Annotated in this window: 19 protein-coding genes; 15 read left to right on the forward strand and 4 right to left on the reverse strand. The window is 38.0% G+C overall.

Annotation, left to right across the window (positions count from 1 at the left end; genetic code table 11):
* Positions 1–8 precede the first annotated feature (8 nt).
* Positions 9–686: a cobalamin B12-binding domain-containing protein gene (locus tag ACOZIR_RS20620; protein WP_421535815.1), complete on the forward strand. Its 678-nt coding sequence runs from the start codon at positions 9–11 to the stop codon at positions 684–686.
* The gene (locus ACOZIR_RS20625) at positions 683–1303 is read left to right on the forward strand and encodes a hypothetical protein (protein ID WP_045290298.1); all 621 of its coding nucleotides are present in this window, start codon (positions 683–685) and stop codon (positions 1301–1303) included. The genes ACOZIR_RS20620 and ACOZIR_RS20625 overlap by 4 nt, the downstream gene beginning before the upstream one ends.
* On the opposite strand, the gene ACOZIR_RS20630 is transcribed toward ACOZIR_RS20625, so the two are convergent.
* The gene (locus tag ACOZIR_RS20630; protein WP_045290296.1) at positions 1300–4860 is read right to left on the reverse strand and encodes a CheR family methyltransferase; all 3561 of its coding nucleotides are present in this window, start codon (positions 4858–4860) and stop codon (positions 1300–1302) included. The two genes, ACOZIR_RS20625 and ACOZIR_RS20630, sit on opposite strands and share 4 nt — an antisense overlap.
* Before the next feature lie 452 nt (positions 4861–5312).
* Between ACOZIR_RS20630 and proC the strand changes: the two genes are divergently transcribed.
* The 5 genes from proC to ACOZIR_RS20655 all read left to right on the forward strand — a co-directional run bounded on the left by proC (position 5313) and on the right by ACOZIR_RS20655 (position 9687).
* Positions 5313–6155: a pyrroline-5-carboxylate reductase gene (proC, locus tag ACOZIR_RS20635; protein ID WP_421535792.1), complete on the forward strand. Its 843-nt coding sequence runs from the start codon at positions 5313–5315 to the stop codon at positions 6153–6155.
* 87 nt (positions 6156–6242) lie between these two features.
* A complete protein-coding gene (proB, locus tag ACOZIR_RS20640) occupies positions 6243–7349 on the forward strand; it encodes a glutamate 5-kinase (protein WP_029714760.1) in 1107 nt (368 codons plus the stop codon).
* A 114-nt stretch (positions 7350–7463) separates the two neighbouring features.
* On the forward strand, positions 7464–8726 hold the full coding sequence (locus ACOZIR_RS20645; RefSeq protein ID WP_045290291.1) for a glutamate-5-semialdehyde dehydrogenase: 1263 nt from the start codon (positions 7464–7466) through the stop codon (positions 8724–8726).
* Between the two features lie 362 nt (positions 8727–9088).
* Entirely contained in the window at positions 9089–9286 is a 198-nt protein-coding gene (locus ACOZIR_RS20650; protein ID WP_013056990.1) for a cold-shock protein, read from the forward strand.
* A gap of 38 nt (positions 9287–9324) precedes the next feature.
* On the forward strand, positions 9325–9687 hold the full coding sequence (locus ACOZIR_RS20655; protein WP_045290289.1) for a VOC family protein: 363 nt from the start codon (positions 9325–9327) through the stop codon (positions 9685–9687).
* A 22-nt stretch (positions 9688–9709) separates the two neighbouring features.
* On the opposite strand, the gene ACOZIR_RS20660 is transcribed toward ACOZIR_RS20655, so the two are convergent.
* Complete coding sequence (locus ACOZIR_RS20660) at positions 9710–10315, reverse strand: RraA family protein (protein WP_045290287.1); 606 nt, start codon at positions 10313–10315, stop codon at positions 9710–9712.
* 581 nt (positions 10316–10896) lie between these two features.
* Here ACOZIR_RS20660 and ACOZIR_RS20665 point away from each other — a divergent pair.
* Positions 10897–11352 carry a hypothetical protein gene (locus ACOZIR_RS20665; RefSeq protein ID WP_033578944.1) on the forward strand — a complete coding sequence of 152 codons (456 nt, stop codon included), beginning with the start codon at positions 10897–10899 and terminating at the stop codon, positions 11350–11352.
* Entirely contained in the window at positions 11340–11639 is a 300-nt protein-coding gene (locus ACOZIR_RS20670; protein WP_013056994.1) for a YxcD family protein, read from the forward strand. Before ACOZIR_RS20665 ends, ACOZIR_RS20670 begins: the two co-directional genes overlap by 13 nt.
* Positions 11640–11684: 45 nt before the next feature.
* Here the strand turns inward: ACOZIR_RS20670 and ACOZIR_RS20675 are convergent, their stop codons facing one another.
* Positions 11685–13856, reverse strand: a complete 2172-nt coding sequence (locus ACOZIR_RS20675) for an MMPL family transporter (protein WP_421535793.1) — start codon at positions 13854–13856, stop codon at positions 11685–11687.
* A 208-nt stretch (positions 13857–14064) separates the two neighbouring features.
* On the opposite strand from ACOZIR_RS20675, the gene ACOZIR_RS20680 reads away from it, so the two are divergent.
* The 3 genes from ACOZIR_RS20680 (at position 14065) to ACOZIR_RS20690 (ending at position 16293) form a co-directional block, all read left to right on the forward strand.
* Positions 14065–14925: a dimethylarginine dimethylaminohydrolase family protein gene (locus ACOZIR_RS20680; RefSeq protein ID WP_045290283.1), complete on the forward strand. Its 861-nt coding sequence runs from the start codon at positions 14065–14067 to the stop codon at positions 14923–14925.
* 126 nt (positions 14926–15051) lie between these two features.
* Positions 15052–15255 carry an alpha/beta-type small acid-soluble spore protein gene (locus ACOZIR_RS20685; RefSeq protein WP_013056997.1) on the forward strand — a complete coding sequence of 68 codons (204 nt, stop codon included), beginning with the start codon at positions 15052–15054 and terminating at the stop codon, positions 15253–15255.
* A 189-nt stretch (positions 15256–15444) separates the two neighbouring features.
* On the forward strand, positions 15445–16293 hold the full coding sequence (locus ACOZIR_RS20690; RefSeq protein ID WP_045290281.1) for a YihY/virulence factor BrkB family protein: 849 nt from the start codon (positions 15445–15447) through the stop codon (positions 16291–16293).
* Between the two features lie 33 nt (positions 16294–16326).
* Here ACOZIR_RS20690 and ACOZIR_RS20695 read toward each other — a convergent pair whose 3' ends face one another.
* Positions 16327–16602, reverse strand: coding sequence for a hypothetical protein (locus tag ACOZIR_RS20695; RefSeq protein ID WP_045290279.1), 276 nt, complete (start codon positions 16600–16602; stop codon positions 16327–16329).
* 200 nt (positions 16603–16802) lie between these two features.
* Between ACOZIR_RS20695 and ACOZIR_RS20700 the strand changes: the two genes are divergently transcribed.
* From ACOZIR_RS20700 to ACOZIR_RS20710, 3 genes are all read left to right on the forward strand, one after another.
* Positions 16803–17735 carry an alpha/beta hydrolase gene (locus ACOZIR_RS20700; protein WP_310878749.1) on the forward strand — a complete coding sequence of 311 codons (933 nt, stop codon included), beginning with the start codon at positions 16803–16805 and terminating at the stop codon, positions 17733–17735.
* 683 nt (positions 17736–18418) lie between these two features.
* Positions 18419–18676 carry a hypothetical protein gene (locus tag ACOZIR_RS20705; RefSeq protein WP_045290277.1) on the forward strand — a complete coding sequence of 86 codons (258 nt, stop codon included), beginning with the start codon at positions 18419–18421 and terminating at the stop codon, positions 18674–18676.
* 942 nt (positions 18677–19618) lie between these two features.
* Positions 19619–20512: a helix-turn-helix domain-containing protein gene (locus ACOZIR_RS20710; protein WP_045290275.1), complete on the forward strand. Its 894-nt coding sequence runs from the start codon at positions 19619–19621 to the stop codon at positions 20510–20512.
* Positions 20513–20514 lie beyond the last annotated feature (2 nt).

Below are 20514 nucleotides of genomic sequence, written 5' to 3' on the forward strand. Positions count from 1 at the left end.
GTGATCTTATCGTTTACTCTCGTAATGCAGCGGCTTTAGCTGATTGTTTGCTAGAAGGAGACGTTCAAAAAAGCTGGCTGCTCATTGCTATATATATAGAAGAAGGCCATTCTTCAACCGACGTATATACGTTTCTGACAGAAGCGATGTATGAGATAGGGAAAAGGTGGCAAGAAAATAAAATTTCAGTCGCGGACGAGCATTTGGCTACTGCAGCCTGTGACTATGTGTTAACTCGCTTTCAGCTTTCACAGCAGCAATTGCTTCAGCGTAATCGGGCCCTTCTTTTTTGCATTGAAGGAGAAGAGCATTACTTAGGCATTAAAATGATTGCAGGACTTATGAGAGAATATGGATGGGAAGTTAAAAACTTAGGAGCCAATTTGCCGCTGCCGTTCGCTTTAAAAAGTATCGAGAAGTGGGACCCTGATGTAGTATGTTTGTCCGTCTCACAAGTGCATTTGTTGCCGGATTTACAGAAATACATTGCTGAGATTGAAAATATGCCGCAAAGTCCTCTTGTATTAGTGGGCAGCAGGCTTCTCAATAAGCACGATTTGTCGGCTTCAGGATCTTCAAAAACCATATTCATTACTCATATTCAAGCTTTTAAAGACTGGCTTCTAATCAATAATAAAGAAAGTTCGCTGCAAGATAAAATGTTAGCAATGGGGGAAGAAATATGATCAGTTTGCCGATTCAACACATTCCGGTTCCAATGTTTTTACTTAATAAAGACAACGAAATAATTGAATTTACACCAAGCGTCACAAAAAATTTCCCGCCTGTTCAGAACTTTTTAGACCTAATTGATGAAGACAGTCAAGAAAAAGTAAAAAGAGCACTCCAGGGAAAGGAAGAAGTGCAAATCGAAGTAAATATGCGCACGTTTTCTAACCCGGTTGCTCTTTTTGATTTTCATTTTAAGCCTGAAGCCTATCATTCACTGCACGCAGTTTTCTGCTATCCTATTCACGAGCATATGACGAGTGTTCAATCAACTCTTCAACAGTTTCGCTCTATGCTTATGCAAGACTCATCACAAGTAAACCAAGATTTTTCAGTCAGGGAAACAGATGTAGAAACGGCGAAACAAATGCAGCTAGTTGATCTTCAGCGTCATTTTCGAGAAATGAAAACAAATGTGCTAACCATTCAAGACCTTCTGAGTATTATCCGCTCCGACGTAATTGAAGCAGGAAAAGGAGAATATATTGAATTGGTTTCTACACATTTGTTTGACATTCAAGATTTAATTAATCAGGAGCTTGACTGTTTAAGACAGAAGAACAAAGTACATTAAGAAAGCGGCAATCGAATTTCTACCGTTGTTCCTTTTCCTTCTTCACTATCATACGAAATGCTTCCTTTGTGATTACTAATGATTTTGTGACTCACCATCAATCCTAATCCAGTTCCTTTTTCTTTTGTTGTATAGAAAGGCTCGCTAATTCGCGTTAATCGATCTTTCGGCATGCCTTTTCCTTCATCTATCACTTGGATGACTATTTGATTTGTATCTGGATCAAATTTAGATACCACTAGAATAGACCCGGGGTCATCCATCGCTTCAATAGAATTTTTCACCATGTTGATAAATACTTGTTTCATATCTTTTTCAATACAATGAACAACAGGTAATTTTTCTTCAAAATCTGTTGAAATAGTAATATTTTTAAGAATGGCCTGTGTATGCAGTAGTGTACATACGTCTTGAAGAATTAAATTTATCTGCTTATTTTCATATTTTACGACTTCGGGTTTGGCTAGAATGAGCAGTTCGCTAATAATCAGTTCTAAGCGGTTAAACTCGGACATCATGACATCCATATATTCTTTTTTATACGTTTCTTCTTGCATCATAAGCTGCAAAAAGCCCTTTAATGATGTAAGAGGATTTCGTATTTCATGGGCAATGCCGGCAGCCAGCTGTCCAAGTGCTGACAGCATCTCTGAATTTTTGAGCATCATTTCCGACTGTTTGCGCTGTGAAATGTCTTCGCTTAACCCAATGTAATGGATAATTTCGTCCTGATCATTTTTAACAGGCATTAAGGCTAACTGTTCCCAAACGGTTTCTCCGTCTTCTTGAACGTAGGAAATTTCTCCGTTCCATTTTTCTCCTCTATATACTTCATTCCAAATCTTAGGGAATCTTTTAACGCCTAGCTTTTTTGTATATAAGTCATAGAGGTGCAGTCCAAATACTTCCTGCGGCGCATGCTTTTGCTCCATGAATTTTTGATTAATGTACTTAATTTTACCTTGATGATCGGTAATAAAGATGCCTGTAGGACTGTGAGCTACTGCAAATGATGTAATAGCCAATTCTTCATTTGATCGTTTAATTTCTGTAATGTTAATAAACGTAATAACTACACCATTAATTAAATTCTCGTTCGTACGATAAGGCATCATTTTCATGCTATACCATTGGTTATCGTAGCTTTGAATTTCTTTTTGAAGGGTATTATTTGTTCTTAAAACGTGCATTGCGTCCTCGATTAGATGGTCATATCTAAAATTATGCGAAATATGAAAGAAAGGTCTTCCGATATCTTGATGAAGAACGTTGATCACTGTTTTCGTTTCCGGCGTAAATAATTTAATATTCAGCTGCTCGTCTAAAAAGATGGTAGCAATGGTTGTACTGATTAATAAATTATCAATATCGTTGTTTAAGTCCGTTAATTCTTCAATCTTTCGCTCGTACTGGTTATTAACACTAATTAACTCTTCATTAACAGACTGCAATTCTTCATTTGTGGACTGCAGCTCTTCGTTGGAAGCAATCAGTTCTTCGTTCGTGGACTTTAGCTCCTCATTTGCTGTTTCTAGCTCTTCAATCGTCGTTTGCAAATGCTGCTGCGTGTAATGAAGCTCTTGCTCTAAATCTACTACAAGCTCACTAATAGAGCTTGTTTGATTAAGAAACATGGGCTCTTCCTTATCAATAATGGCACTATCTGTCTGTTCATCAAACATAAGTAAGTAAAGAGAGTGATTTGTTGGAAGAGCAGATATCGTAATATTAAAACGGCGCTGCACGTTGTTTATGACAAACTCAATGTGCTGACAGCACACGCTCATACCTTGCTCTTTTACGCGTTTAATAGCTGCTCCAATAGCTAAAGAGACGTGAACGGGAACCATTTTGAAAATTGTATAATTAATTTTCCCCACAGGAACGTTAATAAGCTGAGTCGCTTCTTTTGAACAAAAGATCACTTCGTTGTATTCATTTAATACAAGACAAGGGCTCATAAAGTGATCAATCATTGACTGATACATCTCATCTAGTTTGAGTGAAGGAAGCGGCTTATAAAGTTGACTTGGCAGCGGTACGCTAGAAAAATCACCTTCATGCAAGTTGGATTTTGAAAGATTAAAAGCTCCCGTAATTTGTCGGCTGGGCTGTCCGGAACGCTTAAATATTTTCCACTTGCTGTTAATAGGGCGGAACAAATCAGACAAATTTCCTGTTGTTTCACTAGGACCTAGAAAAAGTACGCCTTCTTCTGTCAAAGAAAAATGAAAAAGAGACAAAATGCGCTGCTGCAGTTCAGCTTGGAAGTAAATCATCATATTTCGGCAGCTAATTAAATCAACGTTTACAAAAGGCGAGTCTTTTCCTATATTATGCGGGGCAAAAACAATCATTTTGCGGATTGTTTTTTTAACTTGATAACCACCGTGTTTTGTTTGCTCAAAATATTCATTAATCTGAGCTGCTGAGAAGGAATGAACTTCCGCTTCTTCATAAATGCCTTGACTCGCTCTTTTGATTGCATGACGATCGATGTCCGTAGCAAAGATTCGGACATCGAAATAACGGTTGATTGTTGATAAATAGTCATGAAGCAAAATAGCTAACGTGTATGCTTCTTGACCAGTAGAACAACCTGCTACCCAGATGCGGATTTCATCTTCTTGGCTATGAATCTTTCTTTCAACTAATTGAGGGATGACCTGTTCTTCAATAATAGAGAATGCTTCTTTATCTCTAAGAAATTGCGTCACTCCAATCAGCAAGTCCCGCTGCAGTTCGACGATTTCTTCGGCTTCTTTACATAAATAGTCCCGGTACTCTTCCATCGTTTGAGAGGGAGGATCGAGTAAAGCCATTCTCTTTTCAAGTCGTCGCAGCACCGTATTTTTTTTGTACATAGAGAAGTCGATGCCTGTTTTCTTCTTTATTAATGAATAAATGTATTGCAGCGTTTCTTCATTATATGTAAATTCAGTTTGGCTGACATGCGTTTGCACAAGGTCAGGCATATCAGCAGGAGAAAGAATATAATCAGCAAGGTGTGCATCAATAGCGCTTAGAGGCATATCTCTGTACTTTGCTGTGCTTTCATCTTGTACAAGTACAGTTCCGCCATATTCTCGTATCGTTTTTGCTCCTCCTGTTCCATCATTTCCTTTTCCTGATAAAATAATGGCTGTGCACCGGTGTTTTTTTGCAGCAGCCAGAGAATGAAAAAAGGCGTCAATCGGATACTTCACCTGATCATTTTCTTCATAAGGACGAAGGCGAAGAGTATGATCCACAACGGTCACATAATGATGGGGAGGATTTAAATAAATTGTGTCTTCTTGTAAAGTCATCCCGTCTTGTGTCAGTTTGATATTCATTCCTGTTTTTTTTGCTAAAAGTTCTGGCATAAAACTTTTATATTTAGAGGAAAGGTGCTGCACAATAATAAACGCCATTCCATTTGGTGAAGGCATATTAGCGAAAAACTGCTCAATAGCTTCTAACCCTCCGGCAGAAGCGCCAATTCCCACAACGTGTAAATCCTGTTTCTCTATTCCTTCTGAAGACGATGGAACGGTAGAAAACGAGTTGTTCTTCATAATAGAACCTCCAATAATGTTTCGATACTTCCTAGATTGTATGTCGTTTTGTTTATTTTAATGTCGACAGCACGGTGTGGTTTACATCAAAAAGTAAATTTTTTTTAAAAAACCAAGATGCTGGTACATAGGTTCATTTTAGCAAACCTATTATATTGTTCAAATAACGTTTTCAAAATTCCTCTATTTTTCGCAAAAAAATTTTAAAGTCCAAACTACATAGTATGCCCCGATTTTCTTTATATAAACGTATTTTTATAAAAAAAATCGTTTTTTTTTGCAGAAAAAAATATTTAAAAAAGTTTTGTTTGCGCTTACATGCGCATAAGGTTATACGCTCAAGGAGGAAAAAAACGGTTAAATTCAACTTGACACTCTTTTTCAGCATGTTACTATAGGAACCGTTGAAAGAAACGAGAACAAAAATACGAACAAATGACAGGGGAGATTTGATGGATCAAAAACAAAAAGTTGCTTTTTTAGGTGCTGGATCAATGGCAGAAGCGATGATTTCTGGTATGGTCAATGCAAAGAAATTATCCGCTGAAAATATTATCGTAACGAATCGAAGCAATGATGCGCGACTGCAGGAACTTGAAAATAGATATGGTATCAAAGCAGTAAAGCGCAGCGAGCTGAAAACAGATGACATTGACGTTTTTATTCTAGCGATGAAGCCAAAAGGCGCTGAAGAGGCATTAAACGAATTAAAGCCTCAAATCAACAAAGACCAGCTTGTCCTATCTGTTCTTGCAGGGATTTCGTCTTCTTACATGGAAGAGTTGTTGCATGATGAACAGCAGGTCATTCGAGTTATGCCGAATACATCAAGTATGATTCAGCAATCAGCAACGGCTATATCACCAGGTCAATATGCTGCAATGGATGCTGTGTTAACAGCAAAAGAGCTGCTCTCTGCAATCGGAAAAGTGTACGTGATTGATGAGCCTCAAATGGACATTTTCACAGGAATTGCCGGAAGTGGCCCCGCTTATTTTTATTTCCTTATGGAGCATATCGAAAAAGCAGCTAAAGAAGAAGGTCTCGATCCTGAGCTAGCACGTGAAATTGGCGCCCAAACCATTTACGGTGCAGCAAGAATGATGATGGAAAGAGATGAAACGCCGACGGAGCTTCGTGAAAATGTGACGTCTCCAAACGGTACAACAGCAGCTGGTTTAGACGCCTTAGCTAAACACGGCGGCGGAGAAGCAATGATGCAAGCAGTCAAAGGAGCATCAAAGCGTTCAAAAGAAATGAGTGCTCAACTACAAAAAGTGGCAAGTACTAATTAATTCGTCACTTATCTTCTTCGTGAATTCCTCACCACAAAAAAATAATCATAAACAAGAAAACATACAGAACACACTAGGAGTGATTTGATGAGTCCCGACAATAAGAAGCGGGTTGTAATTAAAATTGGAAGTAGTTCATTAACAAGTTCACACGGTGAAATCAGCAGACGGAAGCTTGAGCGTCTTGTGGATCAAGTCGTAGACTTAAAAGATAGCGGCCATGAAGTACTATTGGTTTCATCAGGAGCTGTAGCTGCAGGATACCGCAAGCTTGGCTGCTTAGAGCGACCTAGCTCTTTACCTGAAAAACAAGCAGCTGCCTCAATCGGTCAAGGACTGTTAATGGAGGCTTATTCAGAACTGTTTCTATCACATGGATACGTTGCTTCTCAAATCTTAATTACGAGAGACGATTTTTCAGACGAAAATCGTTACAACAATGCACGAAATACAATTAACGTGCTGTTAGAACGCGGCATTGTGCCAATTGTCAATGAAAACGACACGGTAACCATCAATCGATTAAAATTTGGCGATAATGATACACTTTCAGCTAAAGTTGCTGGACTAGTGGATTCCGACCTGCTTATTATTTTATCGGATATCGATGGCTTATACAGCGCGGACCCTCGCCAGGATCCAAATGCAAAATTAGTTCCTCACGTAGGGGAAATCACGCAAGACATCGAAGAATCTGCAGGAGATTCAGGAAGTTCAGTTGGAACAGGCGGTATGCGCTCGAAAATTGACGCGTTCAAAATCGCTATGGCGTCAGGAATTCCAGCATTTTTAGGAAGAGCTGGCGTGCCAAACATTTTAACACAAGCGGTTGACGGCGATGCAACAGGAACGTATTTTGAATCTGAAGATGATTCTGCGAACCTTAATCAGAAAAAGCAGTGGATTGCGTTTAACTCTGGTCCTGAAGGGGAAATAGTAGTCGAAGATGCCGCGAAGCGTGCAATTATTGAAGATAAAGAGCCTTTACTTCGCGAGCACGTTAAATATATTAAAGGCCACTTTAGTGAACGAGCAGTTGTACGTATTCTAGACAAAGACGAAAATGAGCTGGCTCTTGGCGTGACAAATTATTCATCTGATGAACTTGCCTTAAACGAGCCAATTGATCAACCGATTGTAGACAGCGAAGGTCTAGTGTGTCACTTAGAAATTCCAGTACCGGTTGGTTTGTAAGCAAGCATGCTGTAAAGAAAAGGAGCCCTTCCTTTTCTTTGCATGATTGCATTTACCTCTTATGCCTCACACTTTAAAATCAAACAAAACTAAAACGAATCCAGGAGTGATTTGGTGTTACAAACAAATGAAAAGTATTCAGTAGAAGAACAAGCTATTTCAGCAAAAAAAGCAGCTAAGCAATTAAGTTTACTAACAACAGAGCAAAAAAACGATGCGCTGTTAACCATTGCTTCTACACTTGAAAACAACACGGAGTATATTTTAAAAGCAAATGAAGTAGACTTAAAAAACGGGAAAGAAAAAGGTTTTGACGAAGCGCTTATGGACCGCCTTGCTCTTTCAGCGGAACGTGTAAAAGAGTTTGCAAACGGCCTTCGTGAAGTTGCTGAGCTAGATGATCCAACAGGCGATATTTTATCAAGCTGGACATTGGATAACGGTCTAGATGTAAAACAAGTACGTGTGCCCCTTGGCGTTATCGGAATGATTTATGAAGCACGTCCAAACGTAACGGTAGATGCAACAGGGCTAGCGTTGAAATCTGGAAACGCCATTGTGTTAAAAGGCGGCTCTTCAGCTATTTCATCTAACCAAGCTATCGTGGACATTATTCATAAAGCTCTTGATGAAACGCCAATTCCTAAAGAAGCGGTACAGTTTATTTCAAGTACAGATCGTGCGGCTACCCAAGAATTATTTACAATGAAAGAGCATATTGACGTGCTGATTCCGCGCGGAGGGGCTTCATTGATCCAAGCAGTCGTCAATAACGCAACGGTTCCCGTGTTAGAAACGGGAGTCGGAAACTGCCATATCTATATCGATGAAAAAGCTGATGTTAAAAAGGCCATTCCAATTTTGATTAACGCTAAAACAGATCGACCAGCCGTGTGTAACGCAGCAGAAACGGTTCTTGTGCACAAAAACTGGCTTGCTTCTCATAAAGATGAATTAATTCAAGCATTCAACGATCATAATATTGAAGTATATGGTGACAAAGCGACAGTAGCTGAAATTCCTGGAGCAAAACCAGCGGCTGAAAAAGACTGGGCTGAAGAGTATTTGCGCTTAGCGATCGCGATGAAAGTAGTAGAGAGTGTAGATGAAGCGATTGACCACATCGAAACATATGGCACAAAACACTCTGAAGCCATCATTTCAGAAGATGAACAAGCCGTTTCACGCTTTATGTCTTTAGTGGATGCAGCTGCACTGTATCATAATGCATCTACGCGTTTTACTGACGGAGGGGCTTTAGGATTTGGAGCTGAAATTGGGATTTCGACTCAAAAGCTTCATGCACGCGGTCCAATGGGACTTCCTGCACTTACGACAATTAAATATATTATGAGTGGAAACGGACAAACTCGATAAGAAATCAAAAGCGAGCAGAATTATGTGCTCGCTTTTTTCTTTTTATGAAAAGAAAAACAAGTAAATGGGAGCTGATTTGTAAAAAATTATAAACTCTGTTATAATAGTAAAATATATAATTTTTGTGATCTTCATTTTTGTTCTTTTCAGACTATCCCGTTGTTTTAAGAAAAGCAACTGCTATCTGCTTTGTTATAACTTCATTTTTATTTTAGTCTTTCAAGACGCCGTATGTATTCCTCAAAGATTGATTTACGGATGTATAGTATCACTTTATCTTGCACCATTTACCGCATTTACACGCTAAGTTAATCTTCATTTATTATCCACTTAAAAAGTACTGTTTAAAGGAGACGATGTGTATGTATAATCGTAAAAATTTAGAGCCGGCTGTTATTGAAGAAACAAAAGTTTGGGAATGTACATCAGATACGTGTAATTGTTGGGTTCGAGATAACTTTAAAAGCGGAGATCAGCCAACTTGTCCAATTTGCAAAAGCGAAATGAAGCAAGCTGTAAAAGAACTCCAGGTTATTCATAATCCTAGAGTCATTGATTAATAACTTTTAGGAAGACGTTTTTTGAAAGGAGTTTGTGGATGTTTCTGGGAATTGATCATGTTCAGCTTCTTGGTCCAGAAGGATGCGAGCAAGAAGCAAGAAATTTTTATGAAAATCTTTTAGGGATGAAAACTGTTCTTAAGCCGGAAAATTTAAGGCACAGAGGCGGCATATGGTTTCAATGTGGGACTCAAGAAGTTCATATCAGTATTCAAGATGACTACATACCTGCTAAAAAAGCGCATCCTGCTTTTGTCGTGGAAGATATCAAGACGCTTAGACATAAGTTGGCACATTGGGGATGCGTTCTTTCTGAAGAAGAGCCTATTGCAGGGAGAGAGCGTTTTTTTGTCCACGACCCGTTCGGAAATCGATTAGAAATTTTACAATATGACAAATAAAAGACCTCCAAGCGGAGGTCTTTTATTTTAGGGCGTTATCTAAATACGTATATACCGTTTCTTTGCTAATTAATACTTCATTTTCTCTGTCTTTATCTTTTTGCCATTTTTCTCGTGCTTTTGCTAAAACTTCTTCGGCTTCATCCTTAGGAATGACAATGACTCCACCGTCGTCACCTGCAATAAAATCGCCAGGGTGAATCTTCACGCCCCCGCATGAAATGGTTTCATTTACTGTTCCTTTTTCTTTTTTGCTGCTTGCTGCGATCGTAGAGCCCTTACAAAATACGGGGAAATCGAGTTTTTCAATGTCTTCTTGATCTCGTATAACACCATCTAGTACAATACCGTTTATTCCAACAAGCTTCGCCATGGCTACTACGAAATCTCCTGCTAAGGCACGGTTACAGTAGCTTTTTCCATCGATAACGAGCACACTTCCGGGCTCCGCTAGTCGAATCGCTTCAAGCACCGAGTAATTATTGCCAGCAGGCGTATCTACGGTAAGAGCCGGCCCAAATAGTTTGTAATGACGCTGCAATGGCTTAATGGAAAAGTCCAAGTGGTTGGCACCTTCCATTGCATCTGATAAATTTGCTGTTGATAATGGGAGCTGTTCATTCAACATCGTATCTCTCCTTTTTAACTTTAGTCTATCTATACATATTCATATAAGAGAAAGCTCTTATTTATGAGAAGGCAAGTAGATAACGTGAAGCATTGACCACCAATTAATTAACTGCAAACGTACAGCACTAGAATCTTTCAGAGCCAATTTTTAATGCATTGTATTATATCTTTGAGGCGCTGTTTCTCGTATGGTATTCGTCATATAAGCACATATATCCTTTAATTAGTAACAAAGGAGAAGATAGCCTATAAAAACATTATGAAAGAAGGGGAGAAACCAAAGAACTCTGCAAAAGTGGCTTTAGATAATATTTTCCACAAAGTGTAAAATAAGCTGTATTTAATGAGGATGAAGGAAGAACCTTTGTTAGTTTTGTGAATGTCTTTGATTTACACTTAAATAGTCTTATATACACACGAAATACGTGCAAATGTTTAATCCTGTGAACATTTGATGGAGCTTGATGCATTTTTATATAAAAAAGTGAAACCTTTTGGTATGATGAAACGTAGGAACATATATGGAAATCATATATGAAAAAACATATGTGACGTTAGTCATTTAGTGGAGGGAAAGCAATGGTAAAAAAATTATTGGCCGCATTTATCGCATTAGCGGTTGTGTTTTCACCAGTAGGTGGATCACTTATTCATGACGGTTCAAACGTAGCAAGTGCAAAAGGGTATAAATCAGGAAAGCGCTCTTTTGACAGTGGAAGCAATAACCAATCAAGCTTATTTAAAAACAATAACAGTAATTCAGTTAAGCAAAACAATACGTCTAAAAACTCATCATCTAAAAGTACAGCGGCTGGCTCAAAGCGCGGCGGCTTGATGAAAGGTCTTTTAATGGGAGGAATTGCTGGCTTATTATTTGGAAGCTTACTATCTAGCTTAGGACCATTAGGCCCAATTTTAGGCTTTATGGTAAACATGCTTGTAATTGTAGCTTTAATTCTTCTTGTAGTAAAGTTATTCCAAAGCGTACGTAGCAACAAGCGTAAAAATGAGGAAGTGAAATCTTGGAGACAATAAAAATTTCTGAACAAGATATTATCAATGCGATGTGTTTGTATATCGCAGAAAAAAAACAAGTTCAGCCTCAAGAAGTAGAGATTGAGCTAATGTATGATGATGACTACGGCTTTTCAGCAGAGTCATATGTGCATGATCGTAAACAGGTTCATATTACTTTGAACATTATTGAAGCGCTGCGCTTTTGGCTGGATACGGAAATGAACGTAGACCCATACGCAGCAGGACTAGAACTGGAATTAGACGATGAAGAAGGTATTATCGCTTTTGCTAAATTAAGTCGATAAAGAAATCTTCAATGCAAAACCCGCTCAAGTGAGCGGGTTTTTTTATTATGATTTTACCTGTTCGTTGGAACTAGACTTATCGCGTTTTTTAGTAAAAAACCACCAGTTGGCATCTCCAAGCAATTTCATAAGAGAAGGGACAAGAAGCATTCTGACAATCGTTGCATCGATAAATATAGCTAAAGCAATTCCTACCCCCATTTGTTTAACAGGCGTTACGTCTGTAAAAGCAAAGGCTCCTGTAATCACAATCATAATTAAAGCAGCGCTCGTAATGATTTTACTAGTGGAAGCTAAGCCTTCTACCGTTGCCACATTGTTATCACGGGTTTGATGATACACTTCGTGAATGCGCGAAATCAAAAAGACTTCGTAGTCCATGCTAAGCCCAAATACGAGGCCGAAAACAAAGACTGGCAGCACTAAAGCAATATTGGATTGGGTAAGACCTAAATGTCCATTTTGAAACAGCCATACAAGTAAACCAAACGTAGCCGTTAAGCTTAAAATATTCATAATGATAGCCTTTAAAGGAATGAGTACAGAACGAAAAGCAATCATTAAAATGACATACGTTGAAAATAAAACAAGAGCCAAGCCATACGGAGCTTTTTCATAAATTTCATCGAATATTTCTTGTTCAAATTTTGGATAGCCGCCAATATGAACGGTGAAAGGTGAACGTTTCTCTTTCCATTTTCGAACAAAATCTTTCGCTTGATCTGAGTTTTGGTCTGTATCTAGCGTAGCTTTTATGAGCATATAATGTCCGTTAATGAACGAATCTACAGCTGGCTTTGTTTGCGCACTTATCTGCGGGTTTTCCAGCATAGCTTGAAGCTGATCACTTGATTTTACGCTTAAAGCGGTAGAAATAGAATCGACTTGCTTAACTAACGAATCTTCTTTTAATTGTTTTATAAAAGTAAAGGCATTTTTTAAAGACTTCTCATTCAGCATATCTTGCTTAGCTTCTAACACAAAATAAACGTCGGCCGTGTTTTTATTTGTAAACGTATCGTTATACGTGTCAAAAGCTTGACGGGACTCGTATTTTGTTGGCAGCGCTTCAGAAGAAGGTATTTCTAGATGCATGTCTCGAACGGGAATAAGTGCTACTAATAGAATGATAAGAGAAACAATCGTCATAGTTACAGGCTTTTTCATGACAAATGTAGCGAATGAACGCCACCTAGACTGACCGCCTTGTTCACTGACTTTTAAGATGCGTAAACGGTTAATGCGTGTACCTAATATAGCAAGTATGGAAGGAAGCAGTGTAAGAGCTGAAAATACAGCAATAAAAACAACAGCCATTCCTCCAAGAGCGACGTTTTGAAAAATATCAACTTGAATAAACAGCATTCCCGCTAATCCAATAAATACGCATAATCCTGAGAAGATGACTGAGCGTCCCGCTGTTTGAATGGTGATTTTGATTGCTTGTTCTACCGACTTTGCTTGAATTTCTTCTTTAAAGCGATTAATAAATAAAAGGGCAAAGTCAATACTAAGAGCTAATCCAATCATTGGAATCACGTTTAAAATGAAGATGGACAGCTCTGTGTACGGATGAAAGAAATAGACAACGCCCATGGTGGTAACGACGGTTACAATTCCTATCATAAGAGGAATTGCAGCGGCTATCACGCCGCCAAAAGCTAGAAGAAGCACAACTAAAGCAACAGGAAGGCCGATTGCTTCCGCTTTTGCTAAATCAGCTTGGCTTGCTGTATTCATATCTTTTTCAATAATAGGACGACCGGTTAATTTTACACTAACTTCTTTTTCTTCAGATGAAAGAGTTCTGATCTTTTCTACTCGTTTATCCATTGTTCCATCATCGTGATTAAAATGGATAATTCCGTACGCTGTGTTTCCTTTTATCATCTTGTTAGAAGCCGTTGGGATGTCGACTTTCGACGCGTTTGATTTGTCCTTTGCTTTTTGCATATACTGAGCGATCGTTTGCTGGAATTTGGAGTCAGAAACTCCGTCTTTTTTTTCAAACAAAACGATGATCTGAGCTTCGCTAACATCAAATTTATTAACTAAAAGCTGCTCTGTATCTTTGTACATTCCTTTCATTTCAAATCCGTTTCCTCCCAGCACGGAAGGAAGCTTAGCCGCATAAAAGCCAAATCCGACAATTAGGATGATCCACAGTAGTAATAAAATTTTTCTGCCCGCATATAATGCGTTCGATACTTTATTCATATTAACCTCCAATTTTCTGTACAGTTACTAGACTATTTTATACTAACAGTTATTGTAATTAGAAGAAGTATTGTGTTTTTTTGTTTTTCTTGCTTGAAAAAGCTTTTTTATATAGGGGCGCAGGGTTGTTTCCTTAGCAAAATCGTGTTTATGTTTCAGGCGATTTAGGGAACACTGTACATAAATGCACGAAGGGGGATATAAAAAGATGCAAATGAAACAGCCAGCTAAAATGACGAATCGTTATGGGTGTAAAAATGAGTATGATACATTAAAACGTGTGATTGTTTGCCCGCCTACATATATGAAAATTGAAGAAATTATTAATGAAACACAAAAGCATTATGCGGACGAAAATATTGATGAGAGCTTGGCTTCAAAGCAGCACCGTCAATTTGTCGAATGCCTTCAAAAAGAAGGAGTGGAAGTCATCGGGCTATCTGCACAAGAGCCATTCCCAGAACAAGTATTTACGCGGGATATTGGCTATACGCTCGGAGATACCATTATTGTCACGAAAATGGGCAGCGAAATTCGAAGCGGAGAAGAGCAAGTGCTAGCAGACTGGCTGCAGCACCAAGGTATTCCCTTTCATCAGGTACCGGACCATCCTATTGAAGGGGGAGACGTGCTGATTGATGGACAAGCTATTTTTATTGCACTCAGCGACCGTACAAGTAAAGAAGGCGTGGAGCATATCCAAGAGCTGCTTCCAGCGTATGAGGTTGTTCCGATTCCTATTGATCGGTCTTATCTTCACCTTGATTGTGTGTTAAATATTTTATCACCTACAGAAGCACTCGTATTTTCACCAGCTTTACATGAAAAAGAATTAAATTTACTTCGCATGAAATATGACTTAATTGAAGTAACAAAAAAAGAGCAGTTTACGATGGGAACCAATGTATTATCAATCGGTAATCAACGGGTGATCAGTCTTCCAATGAATACAGAAGTGAATGAAGAGTTAAGGAAACGAGGCTATAAAGTAATTGAAGTTGATATATCTGAAATTATTAAATCCGGCGGTTCTTTCCGCTGCTGTACAATGCCTCTTGAACGAGTATAAAAAAGCTTAAAAAGAAAAAAAGATCTCGGCGATAGCCAGGGATCTTTTTTTGAAGGATGTTGTATAAAATTTCAAGTGAAAGGAACATTAACCTATATAAGCTGTTGAAGGAAAGGAGTGATAAACATGGCAAATCGTAATCCTATTTTAGTTCAAGGTGCTGAACAGCTTCTTGATCAGTTAAAAACGGAAATCGCGGGAAGACTTAACGTTCAGCTTGGCGCGGAACAAACGGCTCGCGCAAATGGTTCTGTTGGTGGAGAAATGACGAAGCATCTTGTTGCAATGGCGCAGCAGCAATTAAGCGGTGCACAGGGACACATTCGCTAGTCTGCTCTACATAAACACTTTGATGAAAAGTTCTGGCTCTTTTGAGCCGGAACTTTTTTTGTGTAGGAAACATCATTCTACTTTCTCTTGGTCGCTTAATTTGAGATTTTGCCTGAAATTCTCCACTTTCAAGGTTGAAAAGTGCATAAAATGGGAAAAGAACAAAAAAAGAGAAAGTAGAGGTTTATCATGAAAAAGCTATTATCATTTGGAAAAAGTCTTGGTAAAGAAATTCAAGAAGACCAAGCAACGGGACTAGCGGCTGAGCAAGCCTATTATTATATGCTATCATTATTCCCTATGCTTATTTTACTGATATCGATTGTTCCGTATCTATCTATTAAACCGGAAGAGGCAATCGATCTTCTTCAAAGCGTTATGCCGGGAGAAACGGCTGCAATCTTTAAAGATAACGTAGCTCAATTTGTGAGCCAACCAAACGGCGGGTTACTGACTGTAGGGATTTTAGGAACCATTTGGTCCGCTTCAAACGGTATGAACGCCTTTATCCGTGCAATGAACCAAGCCTACGACGTGAAAGAACAGCGCTCGTTTATTAAAGTAAGAGGCTTGTCCATTCTTTTAACAATTGGATTGATTGTAACAATTGTTGTATCGCTTCTTTTACCAGTGTTCGGAGGGGTTTTGTTAAATTGGATAAGCGAATGGTTTTCTCTTCCTTCAGGTACAACAGTGATTTTAAATATTCTGCGCTGGATTATCGGTGTCGGCATTATGGTACTTGTTTTATCCGTGTTATACAGATTAGCTCCAAACAAAACGTTTCCTTTTGCCCACGTATGGCCCGGAGCGCTCGCTGCTACGCTGCTATGGCAGCTGACATCTTTAGGGTTCTCATTTTACGTAAGCAACTTTGGTAATTATTCTGCTACTTATGGAAGCTTAGGAGGCGTGATTGTTCTGATGCTTTGGCTATTTTTAACGGGGTTAATTCTCGTTATTGGAGGAGAGATTAACGCTATTTATCACCGAAACAAAACGGCTGCGCCTCCTAAAGATACGTCTCAGGCGATGTAATAAAAAAGGAAACCTTTATAGAGGTTTCCTTTTTTAACGTTTAAAGCTATTAACAAGCTGTTTAAATGAGTTGGCTGTATATTTGACCGAATCTTTTTTGTACTGTACATCGGTTTTAATCGCTGCTTGCGTTACCTTTAAATGATTTGTTTTTTCTTTGATATGATCAGTTTCGTTTTGAAGATGTTGAGAAGTGGCATTTACAGAGTTCACAGTTGGCTTAATTTTTTTATTAAATGCTACGCCTGCGTAAATAAGATACGCAAGTGATGCCAAAACAACAGCTAAGCTTATATACACAATAATCATCGTTGTGCCTCCTTTGTACGTATTTATATTTATATAGGTGAGAATAAAATATATACGAATATCATCCTCTTTATTTAATTGTTATACCCATTTTTAATCAAAACAAACAAAAGCCTGCTGAGAAGACAATATATTGGATTTTTTCTGAAATTTCATTCATCATTACATATAGAGTTACCTTGAAAGGAGAGAGAAGAAGAATGCCGTTAGATCCGCATATTCAAATATTTCTAAATCAATATAATGAAATGCCCCGTCCTTCTTTAGAGGACGTTACACCCCCGCAGCTGAGAGAAATGGAAAAGATGTCTTTAACTCCTTCCAAAGAAGCAGTTAAAAAAGTATATAATAAAGAAATCCAATTAAATGAACGTACGCTCACTATACGAGTGTATGAACCTGAAGGAACAGGGGCATTTCCCGCGCTTGTTTATTATCACGGAGGTGGCTGGGTATTAGGAAGCTTAGATACTCATGACTCCATATGCAGATCGTATGCAAATGAAACAAACTGTATTGTAGTGTCTGTTGATTACCGCCTTGCTCCTGAAGATAAATTTCCCGCTGCGGTGAACGATGCCTATGACGCCTTGGACTGGATTGCAGCTCATGCGTCTCAATTAAATATCGATTCAAACAAAATTGCCGTCGGGGGCGACAGTGCCGGTGGCAACCTTGCTGCGGTTGTAAGCATTTTAGCAAAACAAAGACAAGGTCCATCCATTGTTCATCAGCTGCTTATTTATCCATCTGTAGGATTTAAAAATCAGCACCCTGCATCTATGAAGGAAAATTCCGAAGGATATCTTCTTTCAAAAGATCTTATGGATTGGTTTCGCCTTCAGTACTTAAATAATAAAGAAGAAGAACAGCATCCCTATAACGCTCCGGTATTACTGGACGACCTATCAAGTCTACCGAGCGCTACCATTCTTACAGCACAGTACGACCCTCTAAGAGATAGCGGAAAAGACTACGCGGACGCATTAAAAAATCACGGTGTTCCCGTCACCTACGAAAATTATGAAACAATGATTCACGGGTTTTTAGGGTTTCATGAATTTGTCCCGCTTGCTCAGCAGGCGATCAATAAAAGCGCAGCTCAACTGCGTCAAGTATTTGATTCTATTTAAGGATATATATATAGTGTCATAAAGCATAGTAACTTGAAAAAAACAGCACATTGATGTGCTGTTTTTTCTGTATTTGGAGGGAGAAAAGGTTAAAAAGAGTGTCAAAAAAATAGCCTATTATTTCTTTTAAAGTTATTTCAATGTTATAAATAAAGACAATGTTATAGAAGTTATTGAAAATGATGCTTCACAATAAAAGAAAAGATTTCATATCTTAATGAAGGTTTTTACAAGTTGAAACAAAGTAGGTGATTAAATGTTCTATTCTAATTTTTATACTCCTTTTAACTATGCTTTCTACCCTTATTTCATGCCTTCTTTTGGACGTCCTACTGGATATGTACTGAATTCTAGTGGTGAAGTTGACAGTTGGTGGGGAAATTATCCGTTAGGGTATCCTGCGAAAGCTCCAAAATTTTTGGGTGGGGGGCAGACGCCTATTTCAGGACCTGCAATACCATTCAGTTTCAGGGGTTATTATTGAACTGATTACAAGAGTTACTGCCGTAAAAGGTAAGAAAGATACCTACAAAATTAAAGCAGTATTTAAAGCGACTGAAAGGGATGATATTTAATTCAGTGGAGAAAGTCAATCATAGGGTCGACTTTTTATTTTAGGTAATTAACAAGTTTGATTTGGTTAATGAAGGGAAAATGATAAGTAACTAAAAGGAGATGGAGTTATGGATTATGAACAAAAAGATTATTATATCAGTGTAAAAGAAAATGAGTATTATAAAGTAATAAATGTAGTAGATCATATGTTAGAGGAAGCACAAAGTAATAATAAATATCCAGTATGGGGCGAAAAACTAAGAACTGAGTTAAAAGAAAGGGCTGGTAATAACCTTACTCCATGGCATTTTAATATGATAATATCCACACTCCTAGATTATGTACCTGAAGAAGTAAAGAATAAATCTAATGCTAAGTCACTCTGAAGAGTGGCTTTTTATTATATCTATAGTATGCAAATTAAAATATGTGCTAAATAATAAAGGGTAAAAAAGGTGGCTAAACAACATGCCTAAAAAGCCATCTAAGATATGTAACACAGAGGAATGTTGTCAATTAGCTTATGATACATATTGTGACAAGTGCAAAAAAGATAATCATTAAGAGTACAAGGAACAGAGAGTAGATAAGGAAGGGAAAGCCTTTTAATCTAGTAACCCATATAGAATTAAATAAGAAATCTGAATCTATACAAATTCAAGATGAACAGAAAGATTTACGTGCGTACGCTACAAAAGTTGAAGAAGAAAGGAAGGCTAAAGAATTAGCAGAACAAAAAGCAAAAGAGGAAGCGGAAGCTAAACAACAAATAGAAATAGCCGAACAACAAAGACAACAAAAGATTGCCGAAGAACAACGTGTATCAGCTCAACAAGCAGAGCAAAAGAAGGAAGCGGAATCTCCAGTTAGTCAAGAAACAATCGATAATTATGAAGCAAATCAAGCTGAAACATGGGCTGAAGAGGCTGAGATTGAGGAGGAACTGAATAAGGAAGAAGAAGAAAGATGATTAGCTAAAGAACAGGCAGAACAAGAAGCATATGAAGCTCAAATCATTGCTGAACAAGATGCTAATTTCTCCGATGAAGCAAAGGAACAGATTCAAAAAGAAATTGATGAAGAAGGATATAGTCAAACATCATACTATTGCGATCAAGTTATGACTGCTGTACAAAGAGGGGATATGACTAAAGAAGAAGCTGGAGGTTGTTTGAAATAATTTAATTATAATTTCAAGAATTTCCTTTGGAATTATTTTCTTATTTCTATTGATAAAAAAACCACCTAAATGGTACAATAGACTTATAAAAACGTAATGGAACGTTGTTTTCACAGAGTTTATTGACGACATTAAGTAAGGTGATTTTTTGAATGATAAAAAACAAGTAGGTCAGCTGATTCAAGATCTGCGAAAGATTGCGGAAATGACAACTGTCGAGTTATCAGAAGGAATTTGTACAGAAGAAGAGCTACATCGATTTGAACAAGGTGAAATTCATGCAAGCAGTGAAGTTCTCTATCATTTATCGAAACGCTTAGGGGTTCCGATGAATTATTTCTTTGAAGCAGGAGAGCTAACGCCCAACGATTATTCAAAAGAAATTAAATCGACCATTAGGCATTATATACGAAAACGCGATTATGAAACCGTGTTACATATGGTGAACAAAGAAAAAGATAATCCTATGTTTCAAGATCCTTTTCACGCACAATTTTTCCTATGGCACGAAGCCATATGTGATTATTATATTGGAAATAAATTTGAACAAGCGCTTCGTAAATTGGAAAAAGCCATTGCGTTCACGCGTACGAGCGAACAGTTTTATTCAGAAAAAGAGATTGCTATTTTAAATAGTATTGCCATTATTTATGAAGAAGAAGGTCATTTAAAAAAAGCGTTCAGTACGTTTATGGAAGGATTGCAGCATATTGCTTTGCTTCCTAAGTTAAAAGATCCTCTTGTCAAAATTCGAATTTTATATGGATTATCGCGTGCGCTTTTGCAAATGGAACGTTATGAAAAGTCGGTTAAGTATGCACAAGCAGGACTAGAGCTGTGTATTCAGCATGAGACGCTTTATTTATTGGGAGAACTGCACTATCAAATTGGAGAGGCACTCTGTCAGCTTGGTGAGCTTAAAGAAGGAATAGCCTACCTCGAAAAAGCTATTACCGTTTTTGAAATTGAGCAAAATGAAGCGTTTGTCACTATTATTAAAGAAGAGATGTCTAAATATCAAGAAACAAAAAAGAAGAGCTGATC

Source organism: Priestia sp. D3YE.R1 (genome assembly GCF_049199565.1).
In the GTDB taxonomy this organism is placed as follows: Bacteria; Bacillota; Bacilli; order Bacillales; family Bacillaceae_H; genus Priestia; species Priestia aryabhattai.

Bases quoted from the DNA above. Each gene is read 5' to 3' on its own strand.
- ACOZIR_RS20625 (WP_045290298.1), top strand. From the start codon at position 683: ATGATCAGTTTGCCGATTCAACACATTCCGGTTCCAATGTTTTTACTT.
- ACOZIR_RS20630 (WP_045290296.1), bottom strand. From the start codon at position 4,860: ATGAAGAACAACTCGTTTTCTACCGTTCCATCGTCTTCAGAAGGAATA.
- proC (WP_421535792.1), top strand. From the start codon at position 5,313: ATGGATCAAAAACAAAAAGTTGCTTTTTTAGGTGCTGGATCAATGGCA.
- proB (WP_029714760.1), top strand. From the start codon at position 6,243: ATGAGTCCCGACAATAAGAAGCGGGTTGTAATTAAAATTGGAAGTAGT.
- ACOZIR_RS20650 (WP_013056990.1), top strand. From the start codon at position 9,089: ATGTATAATCGTAAAAATTTAGAGCCGGCTGTTATTGAAGAAACAAAA.
- ACOZIR_RS20655 (WP_045290289.1), top strand. From the start codon at position 9,325: ATGTTTCTGGGAATTGATCATGTTCAGCTTCTTGGTCCAGAAGGATGC.
- ACOZIR_RS20660 (WP_045290287.1), bottom strand. From the start codon at position 10,315: ATGTTGAATGAACAGCTCCCATTATCAACAGCAAATTTATCAGATGCA.
- ACOZIR_RS20665 (WP_033578944.1), top strand. From the start codon at position 10,897: ATGGTAAAAAAATTATTGGCCGCATTTATCGCATTAGCGGTTGTGTTT.
- ACOZIR_RS20675 (WP_421535793.1), bottom strand. From the start codon at position 13,856: ATGAATAAAGTATCGAACGCATTATATGCGGGCAGAAAAATTTTATTA.
- ACOZIR_RS20680 (WP_045290283.1), top strand. From the start codon at position 14,065: ATGCAAATGAAACAGCCAGCTAAAATGACGAATCGTTATGGGTGTAAA.
- ACOZIR_RS20685 (WP_013056997.1), top strand. From the start codon at position 15,052: ATGGCAAATCGTAATCCTATTTTAGTTCAAGGTGCTGAACAGCTTCTT.
- ACOZIR_RS20690 (WP_045290281.1), top strand. From the start codon at position 15,445: ATGAAAAAGCTATTATCATTTGGAAAAAGTCTTGGTAAAGAAATTCAA.
- ACOZIR_RS20695 (WP_045290279.1), bottom strand. From the start codon at position 16,602: ATGATTATTGTGTATATAAGCTTAGCTGTTGTTTTGGCATCACTTGCG.
- ACOZIR_RS20700 (WP_310878749.1), top strand. From the start codon at position 16,803: ATGCCGTTAGATCCGCATATTCAAATATTTCTAAATCAATATAATGAA.
- ACOZIR_RS20705 (WP_045290277.1), top strand. From the start codon at position 18,419: ATGGATTATGAACAAAAAGATTATTATATCAGTGTAAAAGAAAATGAG.